Origin of the sequence: Sphingomonas sp. LaA6.9 (assembly GCF_022601895.1) — a bacterium.
Classification (GTDB): Bacteria; Pseudomonadota; Alphaproteobacteria; order Sphingomonadales; family Sphingomonadaceae; genus Sphingobium_A.
Genome location: NZ_JAKVIO010000033.1, coordinates 17,947 through 38,105 on the forward strand (window position 1 = coordinate 17,947; position 20,159 = coordinate 38,105).

At 64.4% G+C, this 20,159-nt stretch carries 30 protein-coding genes, 1 tRNA gene and 1 pseudogene; 8 read left to right on the plus strand and 24 right to left on the minus strand.

What is annotated here, in order from left to right; translation table 11 throughout:
* Window positions 1–16: 16 nt before the first annotated feature.
* Window positions 17–796 (minus strand): annotated as a pseudogene (locus MKI88_RS15480) (N-acetylmuramoyl-L-alanine amidase); the annotation flags it as partial.
* A gap of 546 nt (window positions 797–1,342) precedes the next feature.
* Between MKI88_RS15480 and MKI88_RS15485 the strand changes: the two are divergent.
* The 3 genes from MKI88_RS15485 (at window position 1,343) to MKI88_RS15495 (ending at window position 6,241) form a co-directional block, all read left to right on the plus strand.
* Window positions 1,343–4,024 carry an Rne/Rng family ribonuclease gene (locus MKI88_RS15485; protein ID WP_241632296.1) on the plus strand — a complete coding sequence of 894 codons (2,682 nt, stop codon included), beginning with the start codon at window positions 1,343–1,345 and terminating at the stop codon, window positions 4,022–4,024.
* 97 nt (window positions 4,025–4,121) lie between these two features.
* The gene (locus MKI88_RS15490; protein ID WP_407073364.1) at window positions 4,122–5,495 is read left to right on the plus strand and encodes a M48 family metalloprotease; all 1,374 of its coding nucleotides are present in this window, start codon (window positions 4,122–4,124) and stop codon (window positions 5,493–5,495) included.
* A 23-nt stretch (window positions 5,496–5,518) separates the two neighbouring features.
* Window positions 5,519–6,241, plus strand: a complete 723-nt coding sequence (locus MKI88_RS15495; protein ID WP_241632297.1) for a DsbA family protein — start codon at window positions 5,519–5,521, stop codon at window positions 6,239–6,241.
* A 10-nt stretch (window positions 6,242–6,251) separates the two neighbouring features.
* Here MKI88_RS15495 and MKI88_RS15500 read toward each other — a convergent pair whose 3' ends face one another.
* From MKI88_RS15500 to MKI88_RS15600, 21 genes are all read right to left on the minus strand, one after another.
* A complete protein-coding gene (locus MKI88_RS15500) occupies window positions 6,252–7,616 on the minus strand; it encodes a cell wall metabolism sensor histidine kinase WalK (RefSeq protein ID WP_241632298.1) in 1,365 nt (454 codons plus the stop codon).
* Window positions 7,613–8,332 carry a response regulator gene (locus MKI88_RS15505; RefSeq protein ID WP_241632299.1) on the minus strand — a complete coding sequence of 240 codons (720 nt, stop codon included), beginning with the start codon at window positions 8,330–8,332 and terminating at the stop codon, window positions 7,613–7,615. The genes MKI88_RS15500 and MKI88_RS15505 overlap by 4 nt, the downstream gene beginning before the upstream one ends.
* Before the next feature lie 71 nt (window positions 8,333–8,403).
* Window positions 8,404–9,000 carry an EF-hand domain-containing protein gene (locus MKI88_RS15510; protein ID WP_241632300.1) on the minus strand — a complete coding sequence of 199 codons (597 nt, stop codon included), beginning with the start codon at window positions 8,998–9,000 and terminating at the stop codon, window positions 8,404–8,406.
* 123 nt (window positions 9,001–9,123) lie between these two features.
* A tRNA-Gly gene (locus tag MKI88_RS15515) sits at window positions 9,124–9,197 on the minus strand.
* A gap of 115 nt (window positions 9,198–9,312) precedes the next feature.
* Window positions 9,313–9,606, minus strand: a complete 294-nt coding sequence (locus tag MKI88_RS15520; protein WP_241632301.1) for a hypothetical protein — start codon at window positions 9,604–9,606, stop codon at window positions 9,313–9,315.
* A complete protein-coding gene (locus MKI88_RS15525) occupies window positions 9,596–9,847 on the minus strand; it encodes a hypothetical protein (RefSeq protein ID WP_241632302.1) in 252 nt (83 codons plus the stop codon). Before MKI88_RS15525 ends, MKI88_RS15520 begins: the two co-directional genes overlap by 11 nt.
* Entirely contained in the window at window positions 9,844–11,136 is a 1,293-nt protein-coding gene (locus tag MKI88_RS15530) for a hypothetical protein (RefSeq protein ID WP_241632303.1), read from the minus strand. Before MKI88_RS15530 ends, MKI88_RS15525 begins: the two co-directional genes overlap by 4 nt.
* A gap of 341 nt (window positions 11,137–11,477) precedes the next feature.
* Window positions 11,478–12,386: a hypothetical protein gene (locus MKI88_RS15535; RefSeq protein ID WP_241632304.1), complete on the minus strand. Its 909-nt coding sequence runs from the start codon at window positions 12,384–12,386 to the stop codon at window positions 11,478–11,480.
* Window positions 12,383–12,988: a hypothetical protein gene (locus tag MKI88_RS15540; protein ID WP_241632305.1), complete on the minus strand. Its 606-nt coding sequence runs from the start codon at window positions 12,986–12,988 to the stop codon at window positions 12,383–12,385. Before MKI88_RS15540 ends, MKI88_RS15535 begins: the two co-directional genes overlap by 4 nt.
* A complete protein-coding gene (locus MKI88_RS15545; protein ID WP_241632306.1) occupies window positions 12,985–13,617 on the minus strand; it encodes an HNH endonuclease in 633 nt (210 codons plus the stop codon). The genes MKI88_RS15540 and MKI88_RS15545 overlap by 4 nt, the downstream gene beginning before the upstream one ends.
* Window positions 13,614–13,853 carry a hypothetical protein gene (locus tag MKI88_RS15550; RefSeq protein ID WP_241632307.1) on the minus strand — a complete coding sequence of 80 codons (240 nt, stop codon included), beginning with the start codon at window positions 13,851–13,853 and terminating at the stop codon, window positions 13,614–13,616. Before MKI88_RS15550 ends, MKI88_RS15545 begins: the two co-directional genes overlap by 4 nt.
* Entirely contained in the window at window positions 13,850–14,131 is a 282-nt protein-coding gene (locus tag MKI88_RS15555; protein WP_241632308.1) for a hypothetical protein, read from the minus strand. Before MKI88_RS15555 ends, MKI88_RS15550 begins: the two co-directional genes overlap by 4 nt.
* Window positions 14,131–14,373 carry a DUF2312 domain-containing protein gene (locus MKI88_RS15560; protein WP_241632309.1) on the minus strand — a complete coding sequence of 81 codons (243 nt, stop codon included), beginning with the start codon at window positions 14,371–14,373 and terminating at the stop codon, window positions 14,131–14,133. The genes MKI88_RS15555 and MKI88_RS15560 overlap by 1 nt, the downstream gene beginning before the upstream one ends.
* 14 nt (window positions 14,374–14,387) lie before the next feature.
* Window positions 14,388–14,876, minus strand: coding sequence for an ASCH domain-containing protein (locus MKI88_RS15565; protein WP_241632310.1), 489 nt, complete (start codon window positions 14,874–14,876; stop codon window positions 14,388–14,390).
* Entirely contained in the window at window positions 14,873–15,097 is a 225-nt protein-coding gene (locus MKI88_RS15570; protein ID WP_241632311.1) for a hypothetical protein, read from the minus strand. The genes MKI88_RS15565 and MKI88_RS15570 overlap by 4 nt, the downstream gene beginning before the upstream one ends.
* Window positions 15,094–15,636, minus strand: coding sequence for a hypothetical protein (locus MKI88_RS15575; protein WP_241632312.1), 543 nt, complete (start codon window positions 15,634–15,636; stop codon window positions 15,094–15,096). Before MKI88_RS15575 ends, MKI88_RS15570 begins: the two co-directional genes overlap by 4 nt.
* Entirely contained in the window at window positions 15,629–16,204 is a 576-nt protein-coding gene (locus tag MKI88_RS15580; protein ID WP_241632313.1) for a hypothetical protein, read from the minus strand. Before MKI88_RS15580 ends, MKI88_RS15575 begins: the two co-directional genes overlap by 8 nt.
* A 295-nt stretch (window positions 16,205–16,499) precedes the next feature.
* Window positions 16,500–16,679, minus strand: a complete 180-nt coding sequence (locus MKI88_RS15585; RefSeq protein WP_241632314.1) for a hypothetical protein — start codon at window positions 16,677–16,679, stop codon at window positions 16,500–16,502.
* Window positions 16,676–16,942 (minus strand): hypothetical protein, encoded by a 267-nt coding sequence (locus tag MKI88_RS15590; RefSeq protein ID WP_241632315.1) that lies wholly within the window; start codon window positions 16,940–16,942, stop codon window positions 16,676–16,678. The genes MKI88_RS15585 and MKI88_RS15590 overlap by 4 nt, the downstream gene beginning before the upstream one ends.
* An 89-nt stretch (window positions 16,943–17,031) precedes the next feature.
* Window positions 17,032–17,301 (minus strand): hypothetical protein, encoded by a 270-nt coding sequence (locus tag MKI88_RS15595; RefSeq protein WP_241632316.1) that lies wholly within the window; start codon window positions 17,299–17,301, stop codon window positions 17,032–17,034.
* A complete protein-coding gene (locus MKI88_RS15600; protein ID WP_241632317.1) occupies window positions 17,298–17,669 on the minus strand; it encodes a hypothetical protein in 372 nt (123 codons plus the stop codon). The genes MKI88_RS15595 and MKI88_RS15600 overlap by 4 nt, the downstream gene beginning before the upstream one ends.
* A gap of 151 nt (window positions 17,670–17,820) precedes the next feature.
* Between MKI88_RS15600 and MKI88_RS15605 the strand changes: the two genes are divergently transcribed.
* A complete protein-coding gene (locus MKI88_RS15605) occupies window positions 17,821–18,174 on the plus strand; it encodes a hypothetical protein (RefSeq protein ID WP_241632318.1) in 354 nt (117 codons plus the stop codon).
* Here the strand turns inward: MKI88_RS15605 and MKI88_RS15610 are convergent.
* Window positions 18,171–18,578, minus strand: coding sequence for a helix-turn-helix domain-containing protein (locus MKI88_RS15610; protein WP_241632319.1), 408 nt, complete (start codon window positions 18,576–18,578; stop codon window positions 18,171–18,173). The two genes, MKI88_RS15605 and MKI88_RS15610, sit on opposite strands and share 4 nt — an antisense overlap.
* A gap of 51 nt (window positions 18,579–18,629) precedes the next feature.
* On the opposite strand from MKI88_RS15610, the gene MKI88_RS15615 reads away from it, so the two are divergent.
* Window positions 18,630–18,848: a helix-turn-helix domain-containing protein gene (locus MKI88_RS15615; RefSeq protein WP_241632320.1), complete on the plus strand. Its 219-nt coding sequence runs from the start codon at window positions 18,630–18,632 to the stop codon at window positions 18,846–18,848.
* On the plus strand, window positions 18,845–19,087 hold the full coding sequence (locus MKI88_RS15620; protein WP_241632321.1) for a hypothetical protein: 243 nt from the start codon (window positions 18,845–18,847) through the stop codon (window positions 19,085–19,087). The genes MKI88_RS15615 and MKI88_RS15620 overlap by 4 nt, the downstream gene beginning before the upstream one ends.
* An 8-nt stretch (window positions 19,088–19,095) precedes the next feature.
* On the opposite strand, the gene MKI88_RS15625 is transcribed toward MKI88_RS15620, so the two are convergent.
* Window positions 19,096–19,311, minus strand: coding sequence for a hypothetical protein (locus MKI88_RS15625; RefSeq protein ID WP_241632322.1), 216 nt, complete (start codon window positions 19,309–19,311; stop codon window positions 19,096–19,098).
* A 209-nt stretch (window positions 19,312–19,520) separates the two neighbouring features.
* Here MKI88_RS15625 and MKI88_RS15630 point away from each other — a divergent pair, with 209 nt between their 5' ends.
* Entirely contained in the window at window positions 19,521–19,736 is a 216-nt protein-coding gene (locus tag MKI88_RS15630; protein ID WP_241632323.1) for a hypothetical protein, read from the plus strand.
* Complete coding sequence (locus tag MKI88_RS15635) at window positions 19,733–20,146, plus strand: hypothetical protein (RefSeq protein ID WP_241632324.1); 414 nt, start codon at window positions 19,733–19,735, stop codon at window positions 20,144–20,146. Before MKI88_RS15630 ends, MKI88_RS15635 begins: the two co-directional genes overlap by 4 nt.
* Window positions 20,147–20,159 lie beyond the last annotated feature (13 nt).

A 20,159-nucleotide genomic window follows, 5' to 3' on the forward strand; every position in this document is an offset into this window, starting at 1 on the left:
TCGCTACCGCTGTATTTCAGCGCGAGCGTGCCAGCGCGCCGCGTGCCAGATGCATCTCGATCGCGCGCGCGGTCCCGCGGGCGATGCGCGCGCGCCCCTGTTCGGAGAAGAGGAACTTTGTATCGTCCTGGTTGCTGAGATAGCCGGTCTCGAACAGCACCGAGGGCATGTCGGGCGCCTTGAGCACGACCAGCGCCGCAAAGCGGTGATAGAGCGTGCGGAAAGGCATATAGGGGGATGCCTCCCGGTGCAGGATGTCAGCAAAGCGCGTCGAGACATCCATCGTGTCGCGCTGTGAGAGATCGATCAGGATCGCGCTGACCGCCTGGCTCTGACGCCCGAGATTGACGCCACCCAGCACATCCGCGCTGTTTTCGCGCGCGGCCAGCCGCGCGGCCTCGCGGTCGGATGCGATCTCCGAAAGCGTGTAAATGGTGGCGCCGCTTGCTTCGGGATTTTCGGCGCTGTCCGCGTGGATCGAGATGAACAGATCGGCCTTCAACTGGCGTGCGATCTCGTAGCGCTGGGGCAGCGCGATGAACTGATCGTCGTCGCGCGTCAGCGCCACGCGGACGCGGCCCGAAGCGACGAGCGCGTCCCTGATCGCGCGCGCGATCGCAAGCGTCGCCGCCTTTTCGCGATCGCCGGTGTGCGGCGAGATCGCGCCAGGATCGTGCCCGCCATGCCCCGCGTCGATCACCACCAGCGGTCGCCCCTCCGGACCCGAAACCTGCGGCAACGGCGGCGCAGGCTTCGGCGCCCCGAGTGGCAGGGTGATATTGTAGCGGCTGCGCGGTTCGGGCGTATCGCCGCACGCGGCGCACAGCGCCGCGAGGAGCAGCGGCATGCCAGCCGCGAAACGCCTGCCCAAGATCACTGGAAGCTACCCGCCCAAATCCCCATATCCGCGAAATGACAGGCAATGCGCGATGAATCGAGCGAAATATTCGTTTCGACCGCATCGCCTGCGGGCGCAAGCGGCGTGAACCCGAACGGCTTTTTGTTGCCCCTTCGGTGTTCGGATGCTAGCGGTGCAAGTTGCCGACGGACCCATGGGTGCGCGCGGCGGTTTTGGGATCGTCCCTCGGGACGACAATTTCAGGTTGACGCTGCATGAGGCATTTCTCCCCCGCACCGCATTCCGCCCAAAGGGGCGGCGATGCTTCGGGCTTGGGGGCGGTTCCGGTGATGATCGCCGGACGTGCACGCGCAGCAACAGCACAGATTTACACTGCAACCCGGGCGAACGCGACGCGGAGTAACGCTTTCCGTGCGCCGTCCCCACAATTTGGCGCGCCGCCGGCCATGGATGCCGGCATCGGGCGCGCCCGGAGTATTTTTAATGACCATGCGCATGCTGATCGACGCGCGCCACCGGGAAGAGACCCGCGTGGCCGTCGTCAAGGGAAACCGGATTGAGGAGTTCGATTTCGAATCCGCCGAGCACAAGCAGCTCAAAGGCAACATCTATCTCGCCAAGGTAACCAGGGTCGAGCCGTCGCTTCAGGCGGCGTTCGTCGACTATGGCGGAAACCGCCACGGCTTCCTCGCCTTCAGCGAAATCCACCCCGATTATTACCAGATCCCCAAGGAAGATCGCGAAGCGCTGCTTCGCGAGGAAGCCGAGCACGCCGCCGAGGAAGAGGCACTGCGCGCCAAGCACGAGGATGAAGACGACGAGGCGCACGAGGGCGAGGACGGCGACGACCACGGCTTCGACGAAGTCGACAATGGCGATCCCGTCGATGAAGACGGCGAAGGCGACGGCAATGGCGAGTCCGGCAACAATGGCGATCGCCGCCGCAAGCGTGGCCGCGCCCAGGCCGACGACGGCGCGGTCGAGGCACTGCGCCAGAAGCGCATGGCGCTGCGCCGCCGCTACAAGATCCAGGACGTCATCCGCCGCCGTCAGGTTTTGCTCGTCCAGGTCGTGAAGGAAGAGCGCGGCAACAAGGGTGCGGCGCTCACCACCTATCTCTCGCTCGCGGGCCGCTATTGCGTGCTCATGCCCAACACGTCGAATGGCGGCGGCATCAGCCGCAAGATCTCCAATGCCGGCGACCGCAAGCGCCTCAAGTCGATCATGGCCGATCTCAAGCTGCCAAGCTCGATGGGCTGCATCGTTCGCACCGCGGGGCTCCAGCGCACCAAGACCGAGATCAAGCGCGATTTCGACTATCTCGCACGGCTATGGGACGAAATCCGCGAAAAGACGCTTTCGTCGAGCGCGCCCGCGCTGGTTTACGGCGATAGTGACCTCATCAAGCGCGCGATCCGAGACATCTACAACCGCGATATCGAGGAAGTGATCGTCGAGGGCGAGGAAGGCTATCGCCAGGCCAAGGATTTCATGAAGCTGCTGATGCCCAGCCATGCCCGGCGGGTGCAGCCCTATTCGGACGCGGTGCCGCTGTTCCAGCGCTCCAATGTCGAGGATCAACTCGCCGCGATGTATAACCCGACCGTCCAGCTCAAATCGGGCGGCTATCTGGTGATCAACCCGACCGAGGCGCTGGTCTCGATCGACATCAACTCGGGCCGTTCGACGCGCGAGCACGGCATCGAGCAGACCGCCGTCGCCACCAACCTTGAAGCCGCGCATGAGATCGCGCGCCAGCTGCGCCTGCGCGACATGGCTGGCCTGGTGGTCATCGACTTCATCGACATGGAGTCCAACTCCAATATCCGTAAGGTCGAGAAGGCGATGAAGGCTGCGCTCGCCAATGACCGCGCGCGCATCCAGGTCGGCCGGATCAGCTCGTTCGGGCTGATGGAAATGAGCCGCCAGCGCCTGCGTACCGGCGTCCTCGAAGCCTCCACGCGCCAGTGCCCGCATTGCGAAGGCACGGGCCTTGTCCGCACCGCATCGTCGGCGGGCCTGTCGGCGTTGCGCATGCTTGAAGACGAGGCCGCACGCGGCCGCGGCAGCCGCCTGACGCTGCGCGCCAGCCAGGAAGCGACGATCTACGTGCTCAACCGCAAGCGCGCCGAGCTCGCCGAGATCGAGGAGCGCTACGGCGTGACCATCGACATCCTGCCCGACGGCGAGACCGAGGGCGCGCGCATGAGCGTCGAATCGAGCGGCCCGCCGCCCGAGCACGCTCCGCGTTTCGAGCCTGTACTCATCGAGGAGGAAGACGATCTTCCCATCGAGGAGGAAGAGGACGAAGAGGAAGAGTCCGAGGAAACCGAGAGCCGTCGCGAAGAGCGTGGCGAGCGTGATCGCGAGGGCGGACGCCGCCGTCGTCGTCGCGGCCGTGGGCGTCGGGGCCGCCGCGAGGAGGGCGAAGGCCGTCCCGAGGGCGAGACCGAACAGGAAGCCGCCGCCGACGACGTTGAGGAAGCCGAAGGCGAAGCCGTTGAGAGCGAGGCCGAAGGCCAGGCCGAACGCGGCGCAGAAGACGAGGAAAGCCGGGAGGCCAAGCGCCGCCGCAATCGTCGCGGTCGCCGCGGTGGTCGCCGCCGGCGCGAGGGCGGCGAGGCGCAGGACGAATCGACCGGTGTCGGCGAAATGGCCGCATCCGGCGAGGCCGAGGCTCCGTCCGAGCCCGAAGTCGCGGAAGCAGCCGCTGAGCCTGAACCCGTGGCAGAGGAAAAGCCCAAGCGCACGCGCCGCCGACCGAAGGCAGAGGCCAAGGTCGAAGCCGCCGTCGAGGCTGCACCGGTGATCGAGGCGGAGCCGGCTGCGCCCGCGGCAGAACCAGAAGCCGAGGCAGCGCCCGCCAAGCCCAAGCGCACGCGCAAGAAGGCTGCACCAAAGGTCGAGGCAGAGGTCGAACAAGCCACCGCCGAGCCCGCCCCCGTCGTTGAGCCGGAGGCTGAAGCCGAGGCAGCATCTGCCAAGCCCAAGCGGTCGCGGAAAAAGGCTGCGCCCAAGGTCGAGGCGGAGATCGCGGCAGCAGCGCCCGTGATCGAGCCGGCCGAGGCATCCGTCGCGCCAGCCGCCAACGATGCCGACGCCGACGAGAATGACGATTCGCCGCGTCGTGGCTGGTGGCAGCGCACCTTCGGCGGCCAGGAATAAGCAAATTGGTTGCCGGGGCGCGGTCCTGCGATCGCGTCCCGGCCGCCCCTTTCGCTTTCATCGGGGGTTCATCTGCGGGGGAAGAGTTAGAGGGCACATGGCCGTTCCGTTCTGCTCCCTGTCCCATATTTTCCGGGCCGCCGTCGCGCTGCTCATGGCGGCCGTGCTGGTCGTCCAGCCCGCGATGGCCCAGTCGATCCTGCGCGACGCCGAAACCGAGGCGGTGCTCGAGGAAATGTCTGCGCCGCTGATCAAGGCGGCCGGGCTCGATCCCAGAAACGTCAAGGTCGTGCTGGTCGGCGACCCGTCGATCAACGCCTTCGTCGCGGGCGGGCAGATCGTATACATGAATTCGGGCACCATCATGCAGGCGGACAACGCCAATGAGGTGCAGGGCGTGATCGCACACGAACTCGGCCACATTGTCGGCGGACACATCATCCGGTCATCCGAGGGAATGAAGACCGCGACGGGTATCACATTGCTCAGCCTGCTCGCAGGCATCGCCGCGGTCGCGGCGGGGGCGGGCGAAGCGGGGATGGGCATCATGGCAGCGGGTCAGCAGGCCGCGCTCGGCAAATATCTCGCGTTCAGTCGCACGCAGGAATCCTCGGCCGACGCCGCGGGCGTGGACTATCTTGAAAAGGCGGGGATCAGCGGCAAGGGCTCGCTCGCCTTCTTCAAGCGCATCCAGAATCTCGAATATCGCCTCGCGATCCCGCAGGACGACAGCTATGGCCGCACCCACCCGCTAAGCGGCGAGCGGCTTTCGGTGCTCGAGCATCAGTATCAGGCGTCGGCCAACTGGGACAAGCCGACCGATGCGGGGCTGGAAGAGCGCTTTCAGCGCGTGCGCGCCAAGCTCAAGGGATTCGCATCGGAACCCGCGGCGACGCTGCGCGACTTCCCCGAACGCAACAAGGCCGAGCCCGCACGCTATGCGCGCGCCTATGCCTGGCACAAATCGGCCTATCCGCAAAAGGCGATGGAAGAGGTCGACTCGCTGCTCGCGCTGCATCCGCACGACCCCTATTATCTCGAACTCAAGGGCCAGATCCTGCTCGAATCGGGCAAACCCCAGGAGGCGCTGCCCGCGCTGCGCGAAGCGGTGGAGCGTACGCGCTCGCAACCGCTGATCGCGGCGCTTTTCGGCCATGCGCTGATCGCAACCGAGGATCCGAAGAATTTCGACGAAGCGCGTACCGTGCTGCGCGCCGCGGTCACGCGCGACAACGACAACCCCTTTGCCTGGTACCAGCTGGGCGTCGTCTATGAGCGCGAAGGCGATCTGCCGCGCGCGCAGCTGGCGACCGCGGAGCGGTACAACCTCGAAGGGCGCGCGCAACTGGCGCTTGCCAATGCGCGACAGGCGATGCAGGGGATTCAGGAAGGCACGCCTGACTGGCTGCGCGCGCAGGATATCGCGATGGTCGCGGAAGCCGCCGTACAAGAGGAACGCCGCAGGCGCTGATTATGTCCAAGGGAAAATCCATCATGATTGCTGTTGCCGCGTTTCTCGCGGGTGCTGCCGGCACCGCGCTCGCCACGGGTGCGCTTTCCGGCCCGCAGGTGAGCGACGCCGAGCGCGCGAAGATCGAGGCCGTCGTGCGCGACTATATCCTCGCGCATCCCGAGATCATCCCGCAGGCGATCGAGAAGCTGCAGAGCCGCGAGGTCGCCAAGTCGGTCGACGCAAGCCGCAAGGCGATCGAGACCCCCTTCGCGTCGGCATGGGCGGGCAATCCCAACGGCAATGCCACGCTCGCCGTCTTTTTCGATTATGCCTGCGGCTATTGCCGCCGCAGCCTGCCCGATATCGAGCGGCTGCTGAAGGAGGACAAGAACCTCAAGATCGTCTTCCGCGAACTCCCGATCCTGAGCGAAGACAGCGAAAAGGCCGCGCGCGTGAGCCTCGCGGCCGCCGAACAGGGCAAGTTCAAGCATTTCCACGACGCACTGTATGCATCGGGCCGACCGAGCGCGGCTGCGGTGGAAAAGGCGTCGCGCGATGCCGGGCTCGATGCGCAGGCCGTGCGTGCGTCGATCGGTTCCGAAGCTGTGCAACGCGAGATCGACAGCAATGTCGCGATCGCGCGTTCGCTTGGATTCTCCGGCACGCCAAGCTGGGTCGTAGGCGATCAGGTGCTTAACGGCGCCGTCGGCTACGAGGCGCTCAAGGAGGCCATTGCCGAGGCGCGCAAGTCTTCCGGCGATTGAGCCCTGCCCGCTAGACCGGCAGCCACAGCCGGGCGCGCAGGCCCCGCTCCGGGCGGTTGGCGAGCGTGAGGCGGCCGCCATGCTGGTCCGCGATCGCGCGTGCGAGCGCAAGGCCCAGTCCCGTGCCGCCCGTCTCGCGGCTGCGCGATTCCTCGAGCCGGGTGAAGGGTTCGAACATCGTCTCGATCTTTTCTTCGGGGATGCCGGGGCCGTCGTCGTCGATCATGGTGACGACGCCGTCATCCTCGGGCGCGACGGTCACCACGGCCCTGCCGCCATATTTGACGGCATTGTCGATCAGGTTGCGCACGGCGCGCGTGATGAGCGTAGGCCGGATCGTAACGGTCGTGCGCGGCGGATTTGTGAGCGTGACATCAGCGCCCAGCGCCTGAAAGTCATCGACCACAGAATCGAGCAGCGCGCCGAGATCGACGCGCGTCTCGGGCTCGTTCGGACGTCCAAGACGGGCGAGCGAGAGAATATCGTCGAGCGTGCGGTTCATCTCTTCGACCGTGGCGGCAGCGCGATCGCGCTCCCCCTCATCCTCTATCCCCTCGACGCGGACACGCAGCGAGGCGAGCGGGGTCCGGAGATCGTGACCGATTGCCCCGAGCATACGGTCCTTCTCGTCGAGCATGCCCGCGATGCGCTTTCGCATGCCGTTATAGGCGGCGATCAGCCGCCGGACGTCGCCGGGGCCGCTTTCTGGTACGGTGACGCCGCCTTCGGCGCTGCGAAAGGATTCCACCGCACCCGTGAGTTCCCGGAGCGGCCGGGCGATACGCCGCCCGATCCAGATCACGGGAACAAGCATCACTGCATAGAGGATCAGCGTCTGCGCGATCAGCCAGAAGACGACGCGATGATCGCGATAGGGCAGCTTTGCGGTGGCACTGATCCAGCGCTGCGGCCCGACCTGCGCCGCGACGACAAGCGTGGGACGCGGGCCGCGATCATCGCCCATCATCGCGCGCCGCGCGTGCACCATGCGCCCGAACCTGTCGATACGATGGATCTCGCCCTCAGCCGCCTCAATCCGGAGGACCGGAATCTCGAGTTCGGCGAAGGCCGCGCTGGCGCGCTCGACGATGTCGCGACGCGGCCGCATATCGGGGCGGATCACGCTCTGTTCGGTCAGTCGAATCCCGCGCGATGGCGGCAGATGGTGAAAGCGCCGCTCAAGCGGCTGGCCAGCGCGATCGCGCTCGACCGCGTCGATCAGACGCGAGATTGTAGGAGCGCTCACCTGCGTCAGAATCAGCCGTTCGCGCTCTCGCAGCATCAGCCCGAAATTGATTGCCTGCGCGACCAGCAGCGCGATCGCCATCAGGAGCGCGATCTGCCCCGAAAGGCTTTTGGGCCAGAACCGCGTCACAGACGCGTTACTTCGGCGGCTAGCGTATAGCCGCCCCCCCACACCGTCTTGATCAGCGCCGGGTTCCTGGGATCGAGTTCGATCTTGCGGCGCAGACGGCTGACCTGATTATCGATCGCGCGATCAAAGGCATTGGCCTCGCGTCCCTGGGTGATGTCGAGCAACTGATCGCGGCTCAGCACATGGTTGGGACGTGTGACCAGCGCAAGCAACAGGTTGTATTCGCCCGTGGAAAGCGGAACGGTGACCCCTTCGCGGTCGACGAGGATGCGTTCGCCCGCCTTCAACACCCAGTCCGCAAAGGCGTAGCTGCTGCTCTCGGGCGCCGACTGGCGCGATCCGCCATTGCCCGCGCGGCGCAGGATCACCTTGATCCGTGCAATGAGTTCACGCGGGGAAAATGGCTTGAGCACATAATCGTCAGCGCCCATTTCGAGCCCGACGATCCGGTCGGTCTCCTCGCTCCTGGCGGTAAGCAGGATGACGGGGATCTCACCGGTCTCGCGGATATGGCGGCACAGGCTCAGACCGTCCTCGCCGGGCATCATGATGTCGAGCACGACAAGGTCTATCGCATAGCCTGCGAGCCGCTGCCGTGCCGCTGCGGCGTCGCCCACCGCAGTCACGCGAAACCCGCTCTTCTGCAGATAGGCGGCAAGCGGCTCGCGGATCGAGCGCTCGTCGTCGACGAGAAGAAGGTGCGGTCGGTCGGTCATGCGTCGGTCGAACCTGTCATGGCGAAGCCGCAGACAGGATGCAAATCCGCCCGCGGCCCCGGGGATGAGACTTATTTCGCTTCAGTGCGCCTGGCCTTCAGAGCGGCATGCGCCGCCTCACGTTCCTGCTTGGTCACCTGGCCGTCCTTGTTGGCGTCGGCGCCGTCAAACATTGCCAGCGCGCGCGACTGGAACTCGGCCTTGGTCACGGTGCCATCCTTGTTGGCATCCATCATGTCGCCCATGCCGGGGCCACCGCGATGCCCGCCGCGATGCCAGCGCTTGCCCTCGCCGCGTTCGCCCATCTTCTCACCGCGAGACGTCTGGCGCTTTTCATGCGCGGCATCGAATTCGGCGCGGCTCACCTGGCCGTTGCCATCGGTGTCCAGCGCCTTGAAGCGCTCATCCGCACGCGCCTTGTGCTGCGCATCGCGCTCGGCCTGGGTGATCTGGCCGTCACCATTGGTGTCGAGCTTTGCAAAACGCTGGTCGAGCTGCGCGGTCAGTTCGGCGCGGGTGACGGTGCCGTCATTATTGGCGTCAGCGCCATGCATGCCACCGCCACGGTGCATGCCAGCCGGGTGAGCGTCGCCGCCCGGCTGCGCGATCGCGATGCCGCCCGCGAGCAACAGGGCGCCAAGGCTGGTCGCCGCAATCATCTTTTTCATGGTCAGGTTACTCCACACTTGCGGGCCCGTTGCCCACCGATGCTGTGACTTATGCGCAACGTCTGTCGCGCGAATATGTCAGCCGGGCGGAAAAGTGTCGCAAATTGTCGCTGTGGAAAAAGCTGGAGCGGGTGAAGGGAATCGAACCCTCGTCGTAAGCTTGGAAGGCTTCTGCTCTACCATTGAGCTACACCCGCAACGCCTTGTAAATCCTAAGATTTCTCGGCCGACCCCTTCGGCATTCTGACGGTCGTTTCGTCAGAATTCTGACGGGGTGCCGGTTTGATAGCTGCGCCGATCTCGTTCGGCAAGCTAGTTAGACATATAAATCCAGTAGTCGCAATCCTGCTCGAGTATGTCTGCCAGGTGCAACATGCGTTCCGGATAGGAGGTTTCGGCCGCGGCCGCGCGGAATGCTGTGAAGTCGGTCGGGCGCCAGTACCAGTCTTCGACGAAGCCGGGTGCGAGCTCGACCTGGTGATATTCGCCGGTCGCGATTTTCATGATATCCCAGAGCTCGCGATCGACGGAATATCTTGTGTCGTCCCAGTCGGGGTGCTCGTCGAAGCCGGCGCCGAGCTTGGTGACGATGACATTAAGGCCCATCGCGGCCGCCCGCAATTTCCCACGCGTTGCCGCTCGTGCTGATTACGCGATCGCGTTGGCCTAGCATGCATCTCGTGACCGGCACGCCCATAAAGGTTTTCCGCGTGGCTGATCGCTCGGGAAGTCTGTCGCGTGACATCTCGTCTAAAAGCTCGGGGCGAAGATAGATCCGCAACGGCTCGTGACCGTCTTCGCGAATGGCGGCAAGGATCTCCGCGATTTCACGCGCGATCGCGTTCAACCCTGCTTTTCCTTCTTCTCTTCGGCCTTTGCACTGCGCGCCTGGCTGAGCGCGATCGCGCGGGCGGCCATGCCTGTGGTGCGGGGCATGTAGGTTTCGAGGATTTCCTTGGTTTCGTCCAGCGTGTGACCGGTGATCGCAGCGATCAGGTGATCGGCGATGCCCATTTCGCCGAGCATGACGACGCCCGTGCGGCGGTAGTCGCGGAATTCGAGCTCGTCGAGTTCGGCCGCGATGTCGGGGCGCACGGCGATCGCGGCGCGCTTCACCTCGAGGAAGCGGCGCTGGAAATAGGTCTGGCCGTTCTTGCGGTCCCACGGCAGGCTGTTGCGATCGTCGATGAACAGCGTCGTCACGCCTGCCTGTTTGCGCTTGGCGATCTCGGCCTCGACGCGATCGCGGAGCTTGCCGACGATCGGCACCTCGACCCAGCGGCTCGTCTTCCCCTGGCGAAGGCTGATGCCCATGACGTTGCCGGCGTCGTTCATGCCGGCGAGCGCCTCGAAGACCTCCTTGTCCATCTTGAACGCGGGGATCTCGGCATATTGCCGGAGCTGGAACTTGAGCATGTCGCCCTGGCGCTGGCTCAGGAACGGTGCGAGCGCGATCGTGAGCGCCAGGCTGGGCGCGCCTTCCTTCTCGGCCTGGGCCTCCATAGCGTCGCGCGTGACCGGCCACCAGATCTGGTCGCGCGGCGCCGGCTGCGACAGCTCGAAGGCAACCGCAGGGTTCTCTGCGATCCATTCCTCCTTCTTTGCCCAGTCGAGCAGCGTCCGCAGCACGCGGAGCGTAGCATGCGCCATATGGTGGCGGACCTCGCCGGCACGCTCGCCGTCCTTGATCGGCGTCATCAGGGCATCGCGAAGCGCGAGCACGGCCTTGCGGTCGATCGCGAGGATGGAGAGCGCCCCTTCCCTGCCGTCACGCGCGGTCCATCGCATCAGCGTGCGAAACTTGGACGCATATTCGCGCTGAGTGCTGTCGGCCAGGCCGCCTTCCTTCACGGGCTTGAACCGCGCCTTTTTGTAGGCGTCGATCAAAGCGCACATGGTGCGCTGGTTGTGATGCGCCTTCACCTTTTTCGGCTTGGCGCCACCGAGTTTCCAGCTCTCGATCTGCTCGTTGAGCTTCTCGGCCGCCTTGATCGCGGCGGAGAGATCCTTGCCGAGTTTCTGGCCCTTCCATCCTGCGCGGCGAAGCGCTGGCGACGGGTTCCAGTAATAGGCATATCCGCCATTGGCGAGCCGCTTGGCGTCCAGATATTGGGGCGTACCGGGTAGTTTGGCCATGTTGCGGTTCCGTCGAAAACCAAGCGGGCGAAGCTAGGCTTCGCCCTCGGGCGGGGTCAAGTTTTCCTGGTAGGCAGCATAAGCGGATTCGAGGGCGGCCATGTTGGGGAAGCACCGTCCGCGGCCCCATTTCGTCATCTCGACGTATCCGGGGTGACCTGCGTCTTCATATCGCTGAGCGCCCTCCCACCACGGTTGCTCGCTTTCCATCTCGAACAGCATTGAGCCGCAGTGAGGGCAACAAGGAAGGCTGTGACCACTCGGTCCGGGCACTGTGCGCCCGACCTTGTCAATACTGTCCCACCAAGTGCCCTTGGCGCTGTATACGATGCGGGTATCGCTCATGGCGCCGGCACCTCGAAGCCAGCGGCGTTGCGATGACCGCCGCCGCCATAGCGTTTGGCGATCGCCGACACATCCTGCCGGTCATCGAGCGAGCGCAGGCTATAGGTGCGGCTGCCGTCGGCGCGATCATAATAGCAGGCGGCAAAGGGTGCGTCGGGATAACGCTCGAGGAGTTCATGCGCGACGTCGCTGGCGAACGCCCAGGAACAATTGACCACGGGTACCGTGATGCCGTTGATCGGCTTGAACTGCGCCGTTGTGACCATCTCGGCCGTCTTCTGTTTGTAGAAGGCCTCGATCGCGGTCGCCTGCAGCATCACGGCACTCCGCTGATCATCGTCGGCGAGCTGGGTCGCAAGGCGTGTCCAGGTATCGAAATCGTAGGGGTGCGCGCGCAGGTAGAGGCTGAAAGCCTTGGTTTCGGGCAGTGCGAAGCGCCAAAGATCCCGATCCTCGACGTACCGGATCAGGTCTGGGGCCGGCAGTCCCGGGTGGCAAAACTCCCAGACCAGGCGTGCGCCGGATTGATCCATGTCGAATAACGCGGCGACAGGCGGGCGATCGAGGGAATGGAGATCCCGTAGCACGTCGGGAACATCGCGATGACAAAACGGGAAATCGCCCGCCCAGCCAAGATTGAAAGGAGCGAGATCCTCCGCAGCGGTCTTATGGTGATCGAGGATGATGATGCTGGCGGCGCTCTGCGCGAGCTGGTCGAGCACGGTCCGCTTGTAGCTGAAGTCGCCGATGAGCACGTTTTTGCCGGCAACGTCGGGTGCCGATTTGCCATAGGTTGCTGGCCAATATTCGACTTCGCTGCCCCAGCATTGATGCACCTCCCAGGCGGCACCAAAGCCGTCATCGCAGGGCGAGTGATAGATAAAGATATCGGGCTTCCAGGTCATGCGGCTTCCTTCCAATCGGGCGGGGTGATGAACTTTGAGAGCGGGCGCGCGGCGGGATTGTCGGCGGCGCGGGCAGCGCGCTCCCATAGGTCGACCTGCAGGGCCTGTTCGCGGACGGGCTGTAGGCGCTCGGAGAGTGTCTCGCCGGCGCCCAGGCGTGTCCATCCAACCAGGTTGATCCAGAACTGCCAGTGCGCGGCCTCGAGGCCCTCAATCTGGCGGCGCGCGAGATCCTCGGCGAGGCGGCGATCGGCGATGCGCTTGGGATAGAGCCGCCGGCGCAGCATGATCTCGCGGCGCAGCTCGGCGACCTTCTCGTGCCAGCTGGGCCCGTCGAAACGGTGATTGCCGCGCAGATCCTCGGCGCAGGCCTCGAGCAGCTGCAGGTGCCGATCGGCTTCCTCCTGCGACATCGAGCGTCGGCGCACGAAACCGGGATAGGCGGCGCGCCGGTTTGCGAGTTCCTCGTCGACCGCGCGCTGGATCTCGGCCATCTCGATCGACCAGGGCGGGCGGATCGACAGGCGCAGCTGCATCGATGCGTCGAGCGGATGCGGCGCGTCGGGCGTCATCAGGTCGAAGTTGAAGTTGGGTCCGTTCATGATGATTTTCGCTTTGCTGTCCGCGCGCGATGCTCGAGCTTGGCGATCGCCATGATGGTGGGCTTGATCTCCGGCGCTGCGCTTTCGTAGTCGCGTCCGAAGCGACCATTAAGGCGGGGGAGCATGGCGCGCGGCACAGGCTCCCAATTTTCCGGGTCAGTGTTTTGCTTGTTGCCGTCGAGGCATTTCAGGGCGAGCTTCTCAGCCAGCGGCCCGTTCGCCAGCTCCCAAAGCCACTTGTGCTTGAGTACGTACCGGCGCCCGAAGCCGGTGTGCGGGTTCGTCTCGGCGATGCTTATTTCAACATAGCCGTCCTTCGATACGCGTTCATGGCCCAACCACCGGGTATTGTGGGGGAGATTGCCCTTCTTGAACTGCGTCCGGGCGCTGTTCGGGTTGTAGGGCATCTTCTTGCCCTTGTTGGCAGGCGGGATGCCCGGGGCAAAGCAGCCAGTGCGGCCCGTTTTCCATCCCCTGCGCAGGCATAGCTGCTTGATACTGTCGACGGTTACATCATCGCGGCCGAACGTCGTGCAGAACGTGCTGTGTAGCTCAGCGCGAGGCAGGAGGTGCCGCGCCTCGATCCACGCGAGTTCCGCGTCGCTGTAGGGGATCGGCCGTCCCTTCACGATGATTGATCCTCGATCATGCCGAGGTGCGATTTGAAGCGATCGCCATGATCGGCGACGATTTTGGCGGCGCGCAAGCGAAGGTCAAAGCCGCGTGCGATCTGGTCTGCGACCGCAACAATGGCATCGGCGCGCTTGACTTCTGTTTCGATCTGTTCCGGCCCGAGCTCTTCGTCGGAAAGGCGTTCGAGCTGCATGAACAGGTGGTTGTTGAGATCGGTGAGCTTGTTTTTCATGCGCCGTCCCTCGCGCGTTGCATGGCCTCTCCGGTCTGGGTGAGGTTCCAGAAGGGGATCGGCACCGTGCTGCCTTGCTCGAAAAGGAAAGTTTGCCGTGCCAAGCCGTCATGCGCGAGGCCGCGAAGCGTCGACACGCGAACCATTTTCCACTGCAATTGCGTCTGGTGGATCGGGACAGCGAAGTGCAGGTGCTCGAGCGCCCACTGTTTCTGGGTGCTCAGGCGGTGATACGCCGCCTTGAGCCCCTCGCGCCGCCTGAGATGGGCGTTGGGCATCAATCGAGCCCGAGTGCGGCTTTGTAGGTGTCGAGGAGTGCCTCGGCCTCGGCGCGGTGATGCGCCTCGAGCTTGCGGAGGCGGACGATGGTGCGCATGGTCTTGACGTCGTAGCCGTTGGATTTGGCCTCGCCGTAGACGTCCTTGATATCGCCCGCGATGCCGTCCTTCTCTTCCTCGAGGCGCTCGATGCGCTCGATGAACAGGCGCAGCTGGTCGGCGGCGACATTTTCAACGGTCATGTTCTTCTCCCTGGTTAAAACTGAGCGGCTGCGCTTGCGGCGTCGGGCCAATTCCAAAAGCCCTGAGCGCCGCGTATCTCGATCGGCGTGGGCCATTGTTCGATCTCGAGCATTGGCCAGCCCCAGTTGGCGTGCGCGTCGCGATCGCTGTCATTGACGCGGGCAAGGCCAAATTCAGCGGCTATGTCGTAGCCGTTTCTGGCTTCGCCAATCACGGCGGTTCCCAGCCCCGCTGCCAGTGGCAATCCCTCGCAGATGGCACCGCGCAGGATCCCTTCCGCCTTGTCGGCATGGAGGCATGTTGCCGCGCGCTCCTGGTCGCTACCGCGCAGTGCGTGAAGGATCCCAGCAATCTCGCCTGGCTTCATGGCTCGCGCCGCCGCATGGATCACAATCCGCTCGCCGACGATGACGCGTGGAGCGCGCCAACCACGAAACTCGTAGGGCTTCGCGCCGGCGACGATGAGCGACGCCCATGGCTGCCAGATGGTAAGCGCCTTCATGCCGCCGCTCCGCCGTCGTCGAAATCGATCGGCGTGTCGTCCAGGTGGATCTGTTCGACAGGGCGGAGCTTGCAGGCGCCGGCATGGTTGGCGGTGCGGACGCAGAAATAGTCGCCTGCAGCGAGCTTGTGGTGCCGGCAGCAATTGAGCCCGGGGCGGATCTTGAGCGGCACGTCGGGGTTGCGCGCATCCGGGAGTTTGTCGACCGCGGCGACCGTCATGCTGCCTGCTCCGGCAGAATGGCTTTCCGCATGTCGGCCTCGGCCTCGGCGATATCGTCGAGCATCGAGAGGGCTTCGCTCAGCTCGACGTGGGGCGCGGCGTGTTTGCCATCGCCGAGCTGGCGGGTGACGTCGCGGACGATCGAACGAATGCGGTGAAAAACCTCGTCCCGCATCTGATGGGTTTCGACACGCTCAGCTTCAGTGATGAAATCAAAGAAATCGTCGACCGTGCCGGGCTTGGCGATCATGTGCAGCGCCTCGACGGGACAGCGATCGACGTGCGTCACGCTCGATGGGCAAATGTCGATCGCGGAACCATGGGTGCTTACATGCAGCCGCATCGTATCGCTGGTCGGAAAGCCGCAGAGCATGCCTTCGCGGATCTCGGTGAATACATGTTCCTCGACAAAGCCGCCGCAGCGCTTGTGCGTGATGAGCGTGCTATCGGCCTCGAGGTACTGCTCGATCAGGGCGAGCGCGGCCTTGTCACGCTCAGCAAACTCCGCGCGCATGACTTCGCGCTCCTGGTCAGTCATTGACATTGGGGTTCCCTTCGAAGTCGGGGTCGTCGAAAATCAGATCATCCGATGCGACGCCGGCGACGGCATTGGGATCGCCGCCGGCGTCGATCTCGGCGCTCTTCGCCGGGATCTCCGTGATGGGAACGGGGGCGGCGGGTGAACAACCGGAGTGTGTGCCGCCCCCGATCGGCGCGCTGCTCGCACCGATGCTGTCTGGAAATGTGTCGAGCGCCGCGATCGCCATGGCGCCGGCGCGAATGAGGTTCTTGCGCGCGGCCTCGAGGCATTGGCGTTCGCCTGGCTGCAGCTGGTCGATCGCATAGCCGAGGAAGCGTCGCGCCTGTTCGGCCAGGTGCGCGGGGCCGCGCGCGATATCAGTCTCGAGGCTGTAGCCCAGGCGCGAGATCTGGCTCAGTCGCTCCTGGATGATTGCCGAGAGCCCGGGCCCGTGCAGGACCGCGACCTCGTCATCGCCAAAGGCGGTCGCGATCGCGGGGCCACGCGAGACGAAAAGGCCGGCGCCGTCCTTCTGTGGCGCTTGCGGCACGGCGCCGAAGAGATCCTGTTCCTGCTGGTTGCTCATGCGCGCTTCTCCGACTTGACGCCGAGCATGTGCGCCCGGGCCTTGATTGCGCTGGGGGACCGGTGGGGCAGCAGGCGATGAACGCCATGCATCCCGCGGGATGGATAGTGATCGCGGACAATCTGCAGCTCGCTGCGGCGCCAGTGCCAGGCCGACATGATTTCGTCGCTATCGGCGGCACGCCTGCGCGGCGGGGAATATGGGGGCAGACTGGCGATTAGGCCTTCGTGTGCACGGAGGGTCTCGGATCCCGTGCGGCCAGGGCGGCCTGCCAGCGCCCGATCGGTATAGCGTATCACTGGAACAGCCCCGCGAACTCGCGCGGGACGATCACCCAAAGCGCACGGACATTGATGCAGAGCACGACAAGGACCGCGACTGTCATCATCCAGTTGTCGATCTGCTTCCGGCGCGCGCGAATGGCGCGCACGAGTGGGGTGTCGTCGACCAGGTCCCAGTCGCCGGGGCGGTTCATGTGCGATCCTTTCGGGCTGCGCGCGCGAGAACGGCGTCGGTGGCGGCTTTCGCGCTCGCCTCTATCTCGTCCGCCTGAGCGATGAGGCTTTGGCCGATCGACCGCGCACTGTCGGGATGGAGGGTGTGGACCAGGGCGGACTGCCGACCGGTATCAAACATGAGGATGCCGATGCGGCCGCTCAGCGGGTCTGCCTCATCGGCAACGATCGTGATCACGCTGATGCCGTCCACCTCGAACACGAGCAAGGGCTGGCCGTTCATCTCTGTAGTGAAGGGGGCCATGCGCTCACGGGGCACAGGATTGCCAAGATTGTGGCAGTCGGGCGTGTACCGCGTGGGGAAGTGTGGGATCATACGCCGGGCACCGGGTCGCCGTCGGGTCCGCTGATCTCGACGGTTATGGGATCGAGTTCGGCGCCGATCGCGGCCGCGACCTGCTCGGCGGGCGCAGCAACAATCTCATGCCGATCGGAGCTCGCAACGATGCTGCGCTGTTCGTCTGCGCGATCGCGCCGGATGGCGAAGACCTGCAGCGGGTTGATCCAGACGGGCCCTGTGCCCTCGGCGCCTTCAAAGCGGAGCAAGCCGCCGTCGCGCGCTGCGACGTGGTTGTCGTTCATGCGACCAGGCTCGCAGCGTTGGCGGCGAGTGCGTCGTGCTGTGCGGCAAGGTCCGCCTGGTCGATCTTCGCGATTAACGCCGGCGGGGTGCCGTCATCCTCGAAGAAGCAATCAACCGCATCGCGGCGCCAGACACTCCTGGGCGTGACAGCGTCGGCCCCCTGCACGAGCTTGCCGCGCCAGCGGCGATAGCCGAGCGGCGGCGGAAAGCCGTGATCGCGAATGAGCTCGCGCACCAGGCGCACGACAGTTTCGGGGGTGCTGCGATCTCGGCCAAGGCGACGGCCGATATAGTCGATGCCGCACTGTTCTTGGCGCATCCGTACGGCTGCAGAGCCGATGAAGCGCGAATGCGTAAGGACGGTCAATGGTGCCTCCGTTCATTGTGAACGGGGCAATGGATATTTCCATTTTGGCTATGCCGTCAATAGTAAATTTCCAAAATGGATATCACCAAATTGGCAAACTGTCACTTTTGGGGCAGCCGTCGCATGTTATTCTCTCCTTTCGGAGGGGGCAATGGGCAAGAAATACGGCCGTCCGTGGTGGCGCCGCGACCCGTGGATAGGTCGTATTGTGGCGGGCATTTTTCTGTGGGTTCCCGCATGGCTTGCGCTCGGACTCGTGGTCGGCGATCGAGAGTTTGCGCTTGCATCGCTGTGGGTCGCGTTGGCGCCATTTGCAATCTGGGTTGGCGGTGCGCTCGCGGGCCTAGCTGCGACGATTGAAGGGCCGTGGATAGCCGTCGCGGCATGCTTCATATTTGGGATCGGGCTACAACAGGACGGCGGCGTCGGGGCGCTGGTCGGACTGGGGGCATTCGCTGGATTGCGGCTCATCGGCCATATCGTTTTGGCCGTTTCCGGCGACTAAGCGGCCTTCTCGTCCTTTTCCCCTCGGTACCCCAGAAGGCTTTCCGCTACGCGCTGGAAATCTCGTTGGCCACGCTGATCTGCGCGTCGAAATCCTTCGATTAGCCGCCGCTCCTCTTCCGTGAGAACATCCGGGTTATCGGTTCGGGGCAGAAGATCTGCAGGCGCAACGCCAAGGTGCGGCGCAAGACGGCGCATCCAATCCTGATCGAGGCCGCGCGAACCGAGCTCCACCTTGTTCAAGGCGGAGGGAGTAACGTTCGCCAGGCGCGCGAGTTCGGCCTGCGACATGCCAATGGCTTCTCGCAGTTCACGAATTCGGTTGGGTGTGTCGTTCTCGTTTGCCACCCGCCGAATATAGACAATTTGGCCACTTGCCATATTGGCGTATTGCCACAACGCCACGACTTAGGATAGCCATTTTGGAAATTTCCTTCCTCGTCGGGGTGCGCCGTTTTGAAACTGCTGGAATGGAGGAGGTCGAAGGGCCTGACGCAGCAGCTGGTTGCTGACGGGATCGATTGCGTGCTGTCGACCGTGGCGCGCTATGAGAAGGGTCTTCGCACTCCTGACGATGCAACCATGGTCCGGATCTACGTCTTCACCGAAGGCGAGGTGCAACCCAACGATTTCTATGAGCTCCCCGACCTGCGCGCGCAAAGGAAAGCCGCGTGATCGCGCTGACATCGGCGCACAAGCAGGCGCTCAAGTGGATGAGCGAACGAGGCGGTGATGCAGCTGTCGCGCGGGTTAAGGGTGGTGGGCGCATCTACCTGGCTCAAGGTGAACACGCGCCGTTCATGCCTTCGACCGCGCGAGCGCTGATCGATGCTGGGCTGGCGGAATACATCGACGTAAACGGCAAGAAGGCCGTCCGCTTTCGGTTGACGGATGCGGGAAGGAAAGCCGCGTGAGCGCGCTCTTATCCGCGCTTACGGATTGGCAAGGGGATCGGATCGCTCGCGCGTTCCTGATCTTCGAGATCGGCGACGCTGGCGAAAAGTGCCCGGGCGTAAGCCAGCGCGACCCAGCGGGGCATGATCGCGGGGCGGCCACCATCGGCGTTGGTGACGTGCACCATGCCGTCCATCGTGCTCACGCGCGGAACCGCGCCGACATAGGCCGTCGTCTCTCTCACAATACTCTACTCCCCTTTGAACTCGTAGGAATGTTCCCATCTTGTTCTCGTCCATTTCCTACAAGTCAAGGAAACGCGCGAGCAGTCTGCCGGTGTGTTCGCCGATCACTACAACCCTGTTTTTCCCCACATTTGCGGGTGTGCGCCACGCGGGCTTGCCAGAGCGTTAACCAATCTGGTGCCCAAATGATTTTGTTGGGCAGCCAAGTATGAAGGGCGCGACACATAAGGCGCTTCGCGACGCAACACTCGCGCGCAGTGCAATCGTCCAGCGCAACCGCAAGGCCGCGGCGCAGCGCAAGAAACTGCGCAGCGCGCGGCTTCCCGCGGTCGCTGGAGACGTGCAGCCAGGCACTGCCAAAGGCGATTATTCGATCCGCGAGATCCTCGATCGGCTCAAGGCGCGCGAGGCCGCGAGCCAATGAGCGACCTCGGCTTTCTTTCCAACATTCCTGATGGCTTCCGGGCTCGTGTGGGCAGCGAGCCGAGCCCGGAGGGTCGCGGGGGCGGTGTGCTTGTTTTTCCTCTTGGCGCGCCGCCCCCAATCATCCCGATCGAAGCCGAAGCGTTCACGGGCGCCGCGCTGGCACGCAATGGTGACGGGTCGCACGATCTGCTCGTGTTCGGCGACGGGCGTTGCCTGCGTATCTCGCGCTATGATGCCGAGCAGCTGCAGCGCCAGCTCGACCTGCTGCTCTGCCCGGTATTTTCCCGAACCTCCGATGCACCAACGCCTTGCCATGGCGCCCCCATTTGCCCAGCATCGGACAACCTCGGCGCGGGCGACATGCTCCCAGGCACGCCCGCGCCAGTTTCCTTCGAGGCCGCGGAATGATCGCGGCTCCCGT

Excerpts from the sequence above, each read along its gene's own strand:
- MKI88_RS15485 (WP_241632296.1), top strand. The coding sequence starts at position 1,343 with ATGACCATGCGCATGCTGATCGACGCGCGCCACCGGGAAGAGACCCGC.
- MKI88_RS15490 (WP_407073364.1), top strand. The coding sequence starts at position 4,122 with ATGGCCGTTCCGTTCTGCTCCCTGTCCCATATTTTCCGGGCCGCCGTC.
- MKI88_RS15495 (WP_241632297.1), top strand. The coding sequence starts at position 5,519 with ATGATTGCTGTTGCCGCGTTTCTCGCGGGTGCTGCCGGCACCGCGCTC.
- MKI88_RS15505 (WP_241632299.1), bottom strand. The coding sequence starts at position 8,332 with ATGACCGACCGACCGCACCTTCTTCTCGTCGACGACGAGCGCTCGATC.
- MKI88_RS15510 (WP_241632300.1), bottom strand. The coding sequence starts at position 9,000 with ATGAAAAAGATGATTGCGGCGACCAGCCTTGGCGCCCTGTTGCTCGCG.
- MKI88_RS15520 (WP_241632301.1), bottom strand. The coding sequence starts at position 9,606 with ATGGGCCTTAATGTCATCGTCACCAAGCTCGGCGCCGGCTTCGACGAG.
- MKI88_RS15530 (WP_241632303.1), bottom strand. The coding sequence starts at position 11,136 with ATGGCCAAACTACCCGGTACGCCCCAATATCTGGACGCCAAGCGGCTC.
- MKI88_RS15535 (WP_241632304.1), bottom strand. The coding sequence starts at position 12,386 with ATGACCTGGAAGCCCGATATCTTTATCTATCACTCGCCCTGCGATGAC.
- MKI88_RS15540 (WP_241632305.1), bottom strand. The coding sequence starts at position 12,988 with ATGAACGGACCCAACTTCAACTTCGACCTGATGACGCCCGACGCGCCG.
- MKI88_RS15550 (WP_241632307.1), bottom strand. The coding sequence starts at position 13,853 with ATGAAAAACAAGCTCACCGATCTCAACAACCACCTGTTCATGCAGCTC.
- MKI88_RS15555 (WP_241632308.1), bottom strand. The coding sequence starts at position 14,131 with ATGCCCAACGCCCATCTCAGGCGGCGCGAGGGGCTCAAGGCGGCGTAT.
- MKI88_RS15560 (WP_241632309.1), bottom strand. The coding sequence starts at position 14,373 with ATGACCGTTGAAAATGTCGCCGCCGACCAGCTGCGCCTGTTCATCGAG.
- MKI88_RS15565 (WP_241632310.1), bottom strand. The coding sequence starts at position 14,876 with ATGAAGGCGCTTACCATCTGGCAGCCATGGGCGTCGCTCATCGTCGCC.
- MKI88_RS15570 (WP_241632311.1), bottom strand. The coding sequence starts at position 15,097 with ATGACGGTCGCCGCGGTCGACAAACTCCCGGATGCGCGCAACCCCGAC.
- MKI88_RS15575 (WP_241632312.1), bottom strand. The coding sequence starts at position 15,636 with ATGACTGACCAGGAGCGCGAAGTCATGCGCGCGGAGTTTGCTGAGCGT.
- MKI88_RS15580 (WP_241632313.1), bottom strand. The coding sequence starts at position 16,204 with ATGAGCAACCAGCAGGAACAGGATCTCTTCGGCGCCGTGCCGCAAGCG.
- MKI88_RS15585 (WP_241632314.1), bottom strand. The coding sequence starts at position 16,679 with ATGAACCGCCCCGGCGACTGGGACCTGGTCGACGACACCCCACTCGTG.
- MKI88_RS15590 (WP_241632315.1), bottom strand. The coding sequence starts at position 16,942 with ATGAACGGCCAGCCCTTGCTCGTGTTCGAGGTGGACGGCATCAGCGTG.
- MKI88_RS15595 (WP_241632316.1), bottom strand. The coding sequence starts at position 17,301 with ATGAACGACAACCACGTCGCAGCGCGCGACGGCGGCTTGCTCCGCTTT.
- MKI88_RS15605 (WP_241632318.1), top strand. The coding sequence starts at position 17,821 with ATGGGCAAGAAATACGGCCGTCCGTGGTGGCGCCGCGACCCGTGGATA.
- MKI88_RS15630 (WP_241632323.1), top strand. The coding sequence starts at position 19,521 with ATGAAGGGCGCGACACATAAGGCGCTTCGCGACGCAACACTCGCGCGC.
- MKI88_RS15635 (WP_241632324.1), top strand. The coding sequence starts at position 19,733 with ATGAGCGACCTCGGCTTTCTTTCCAACATTCCTGATGGCTTCCGGGCT.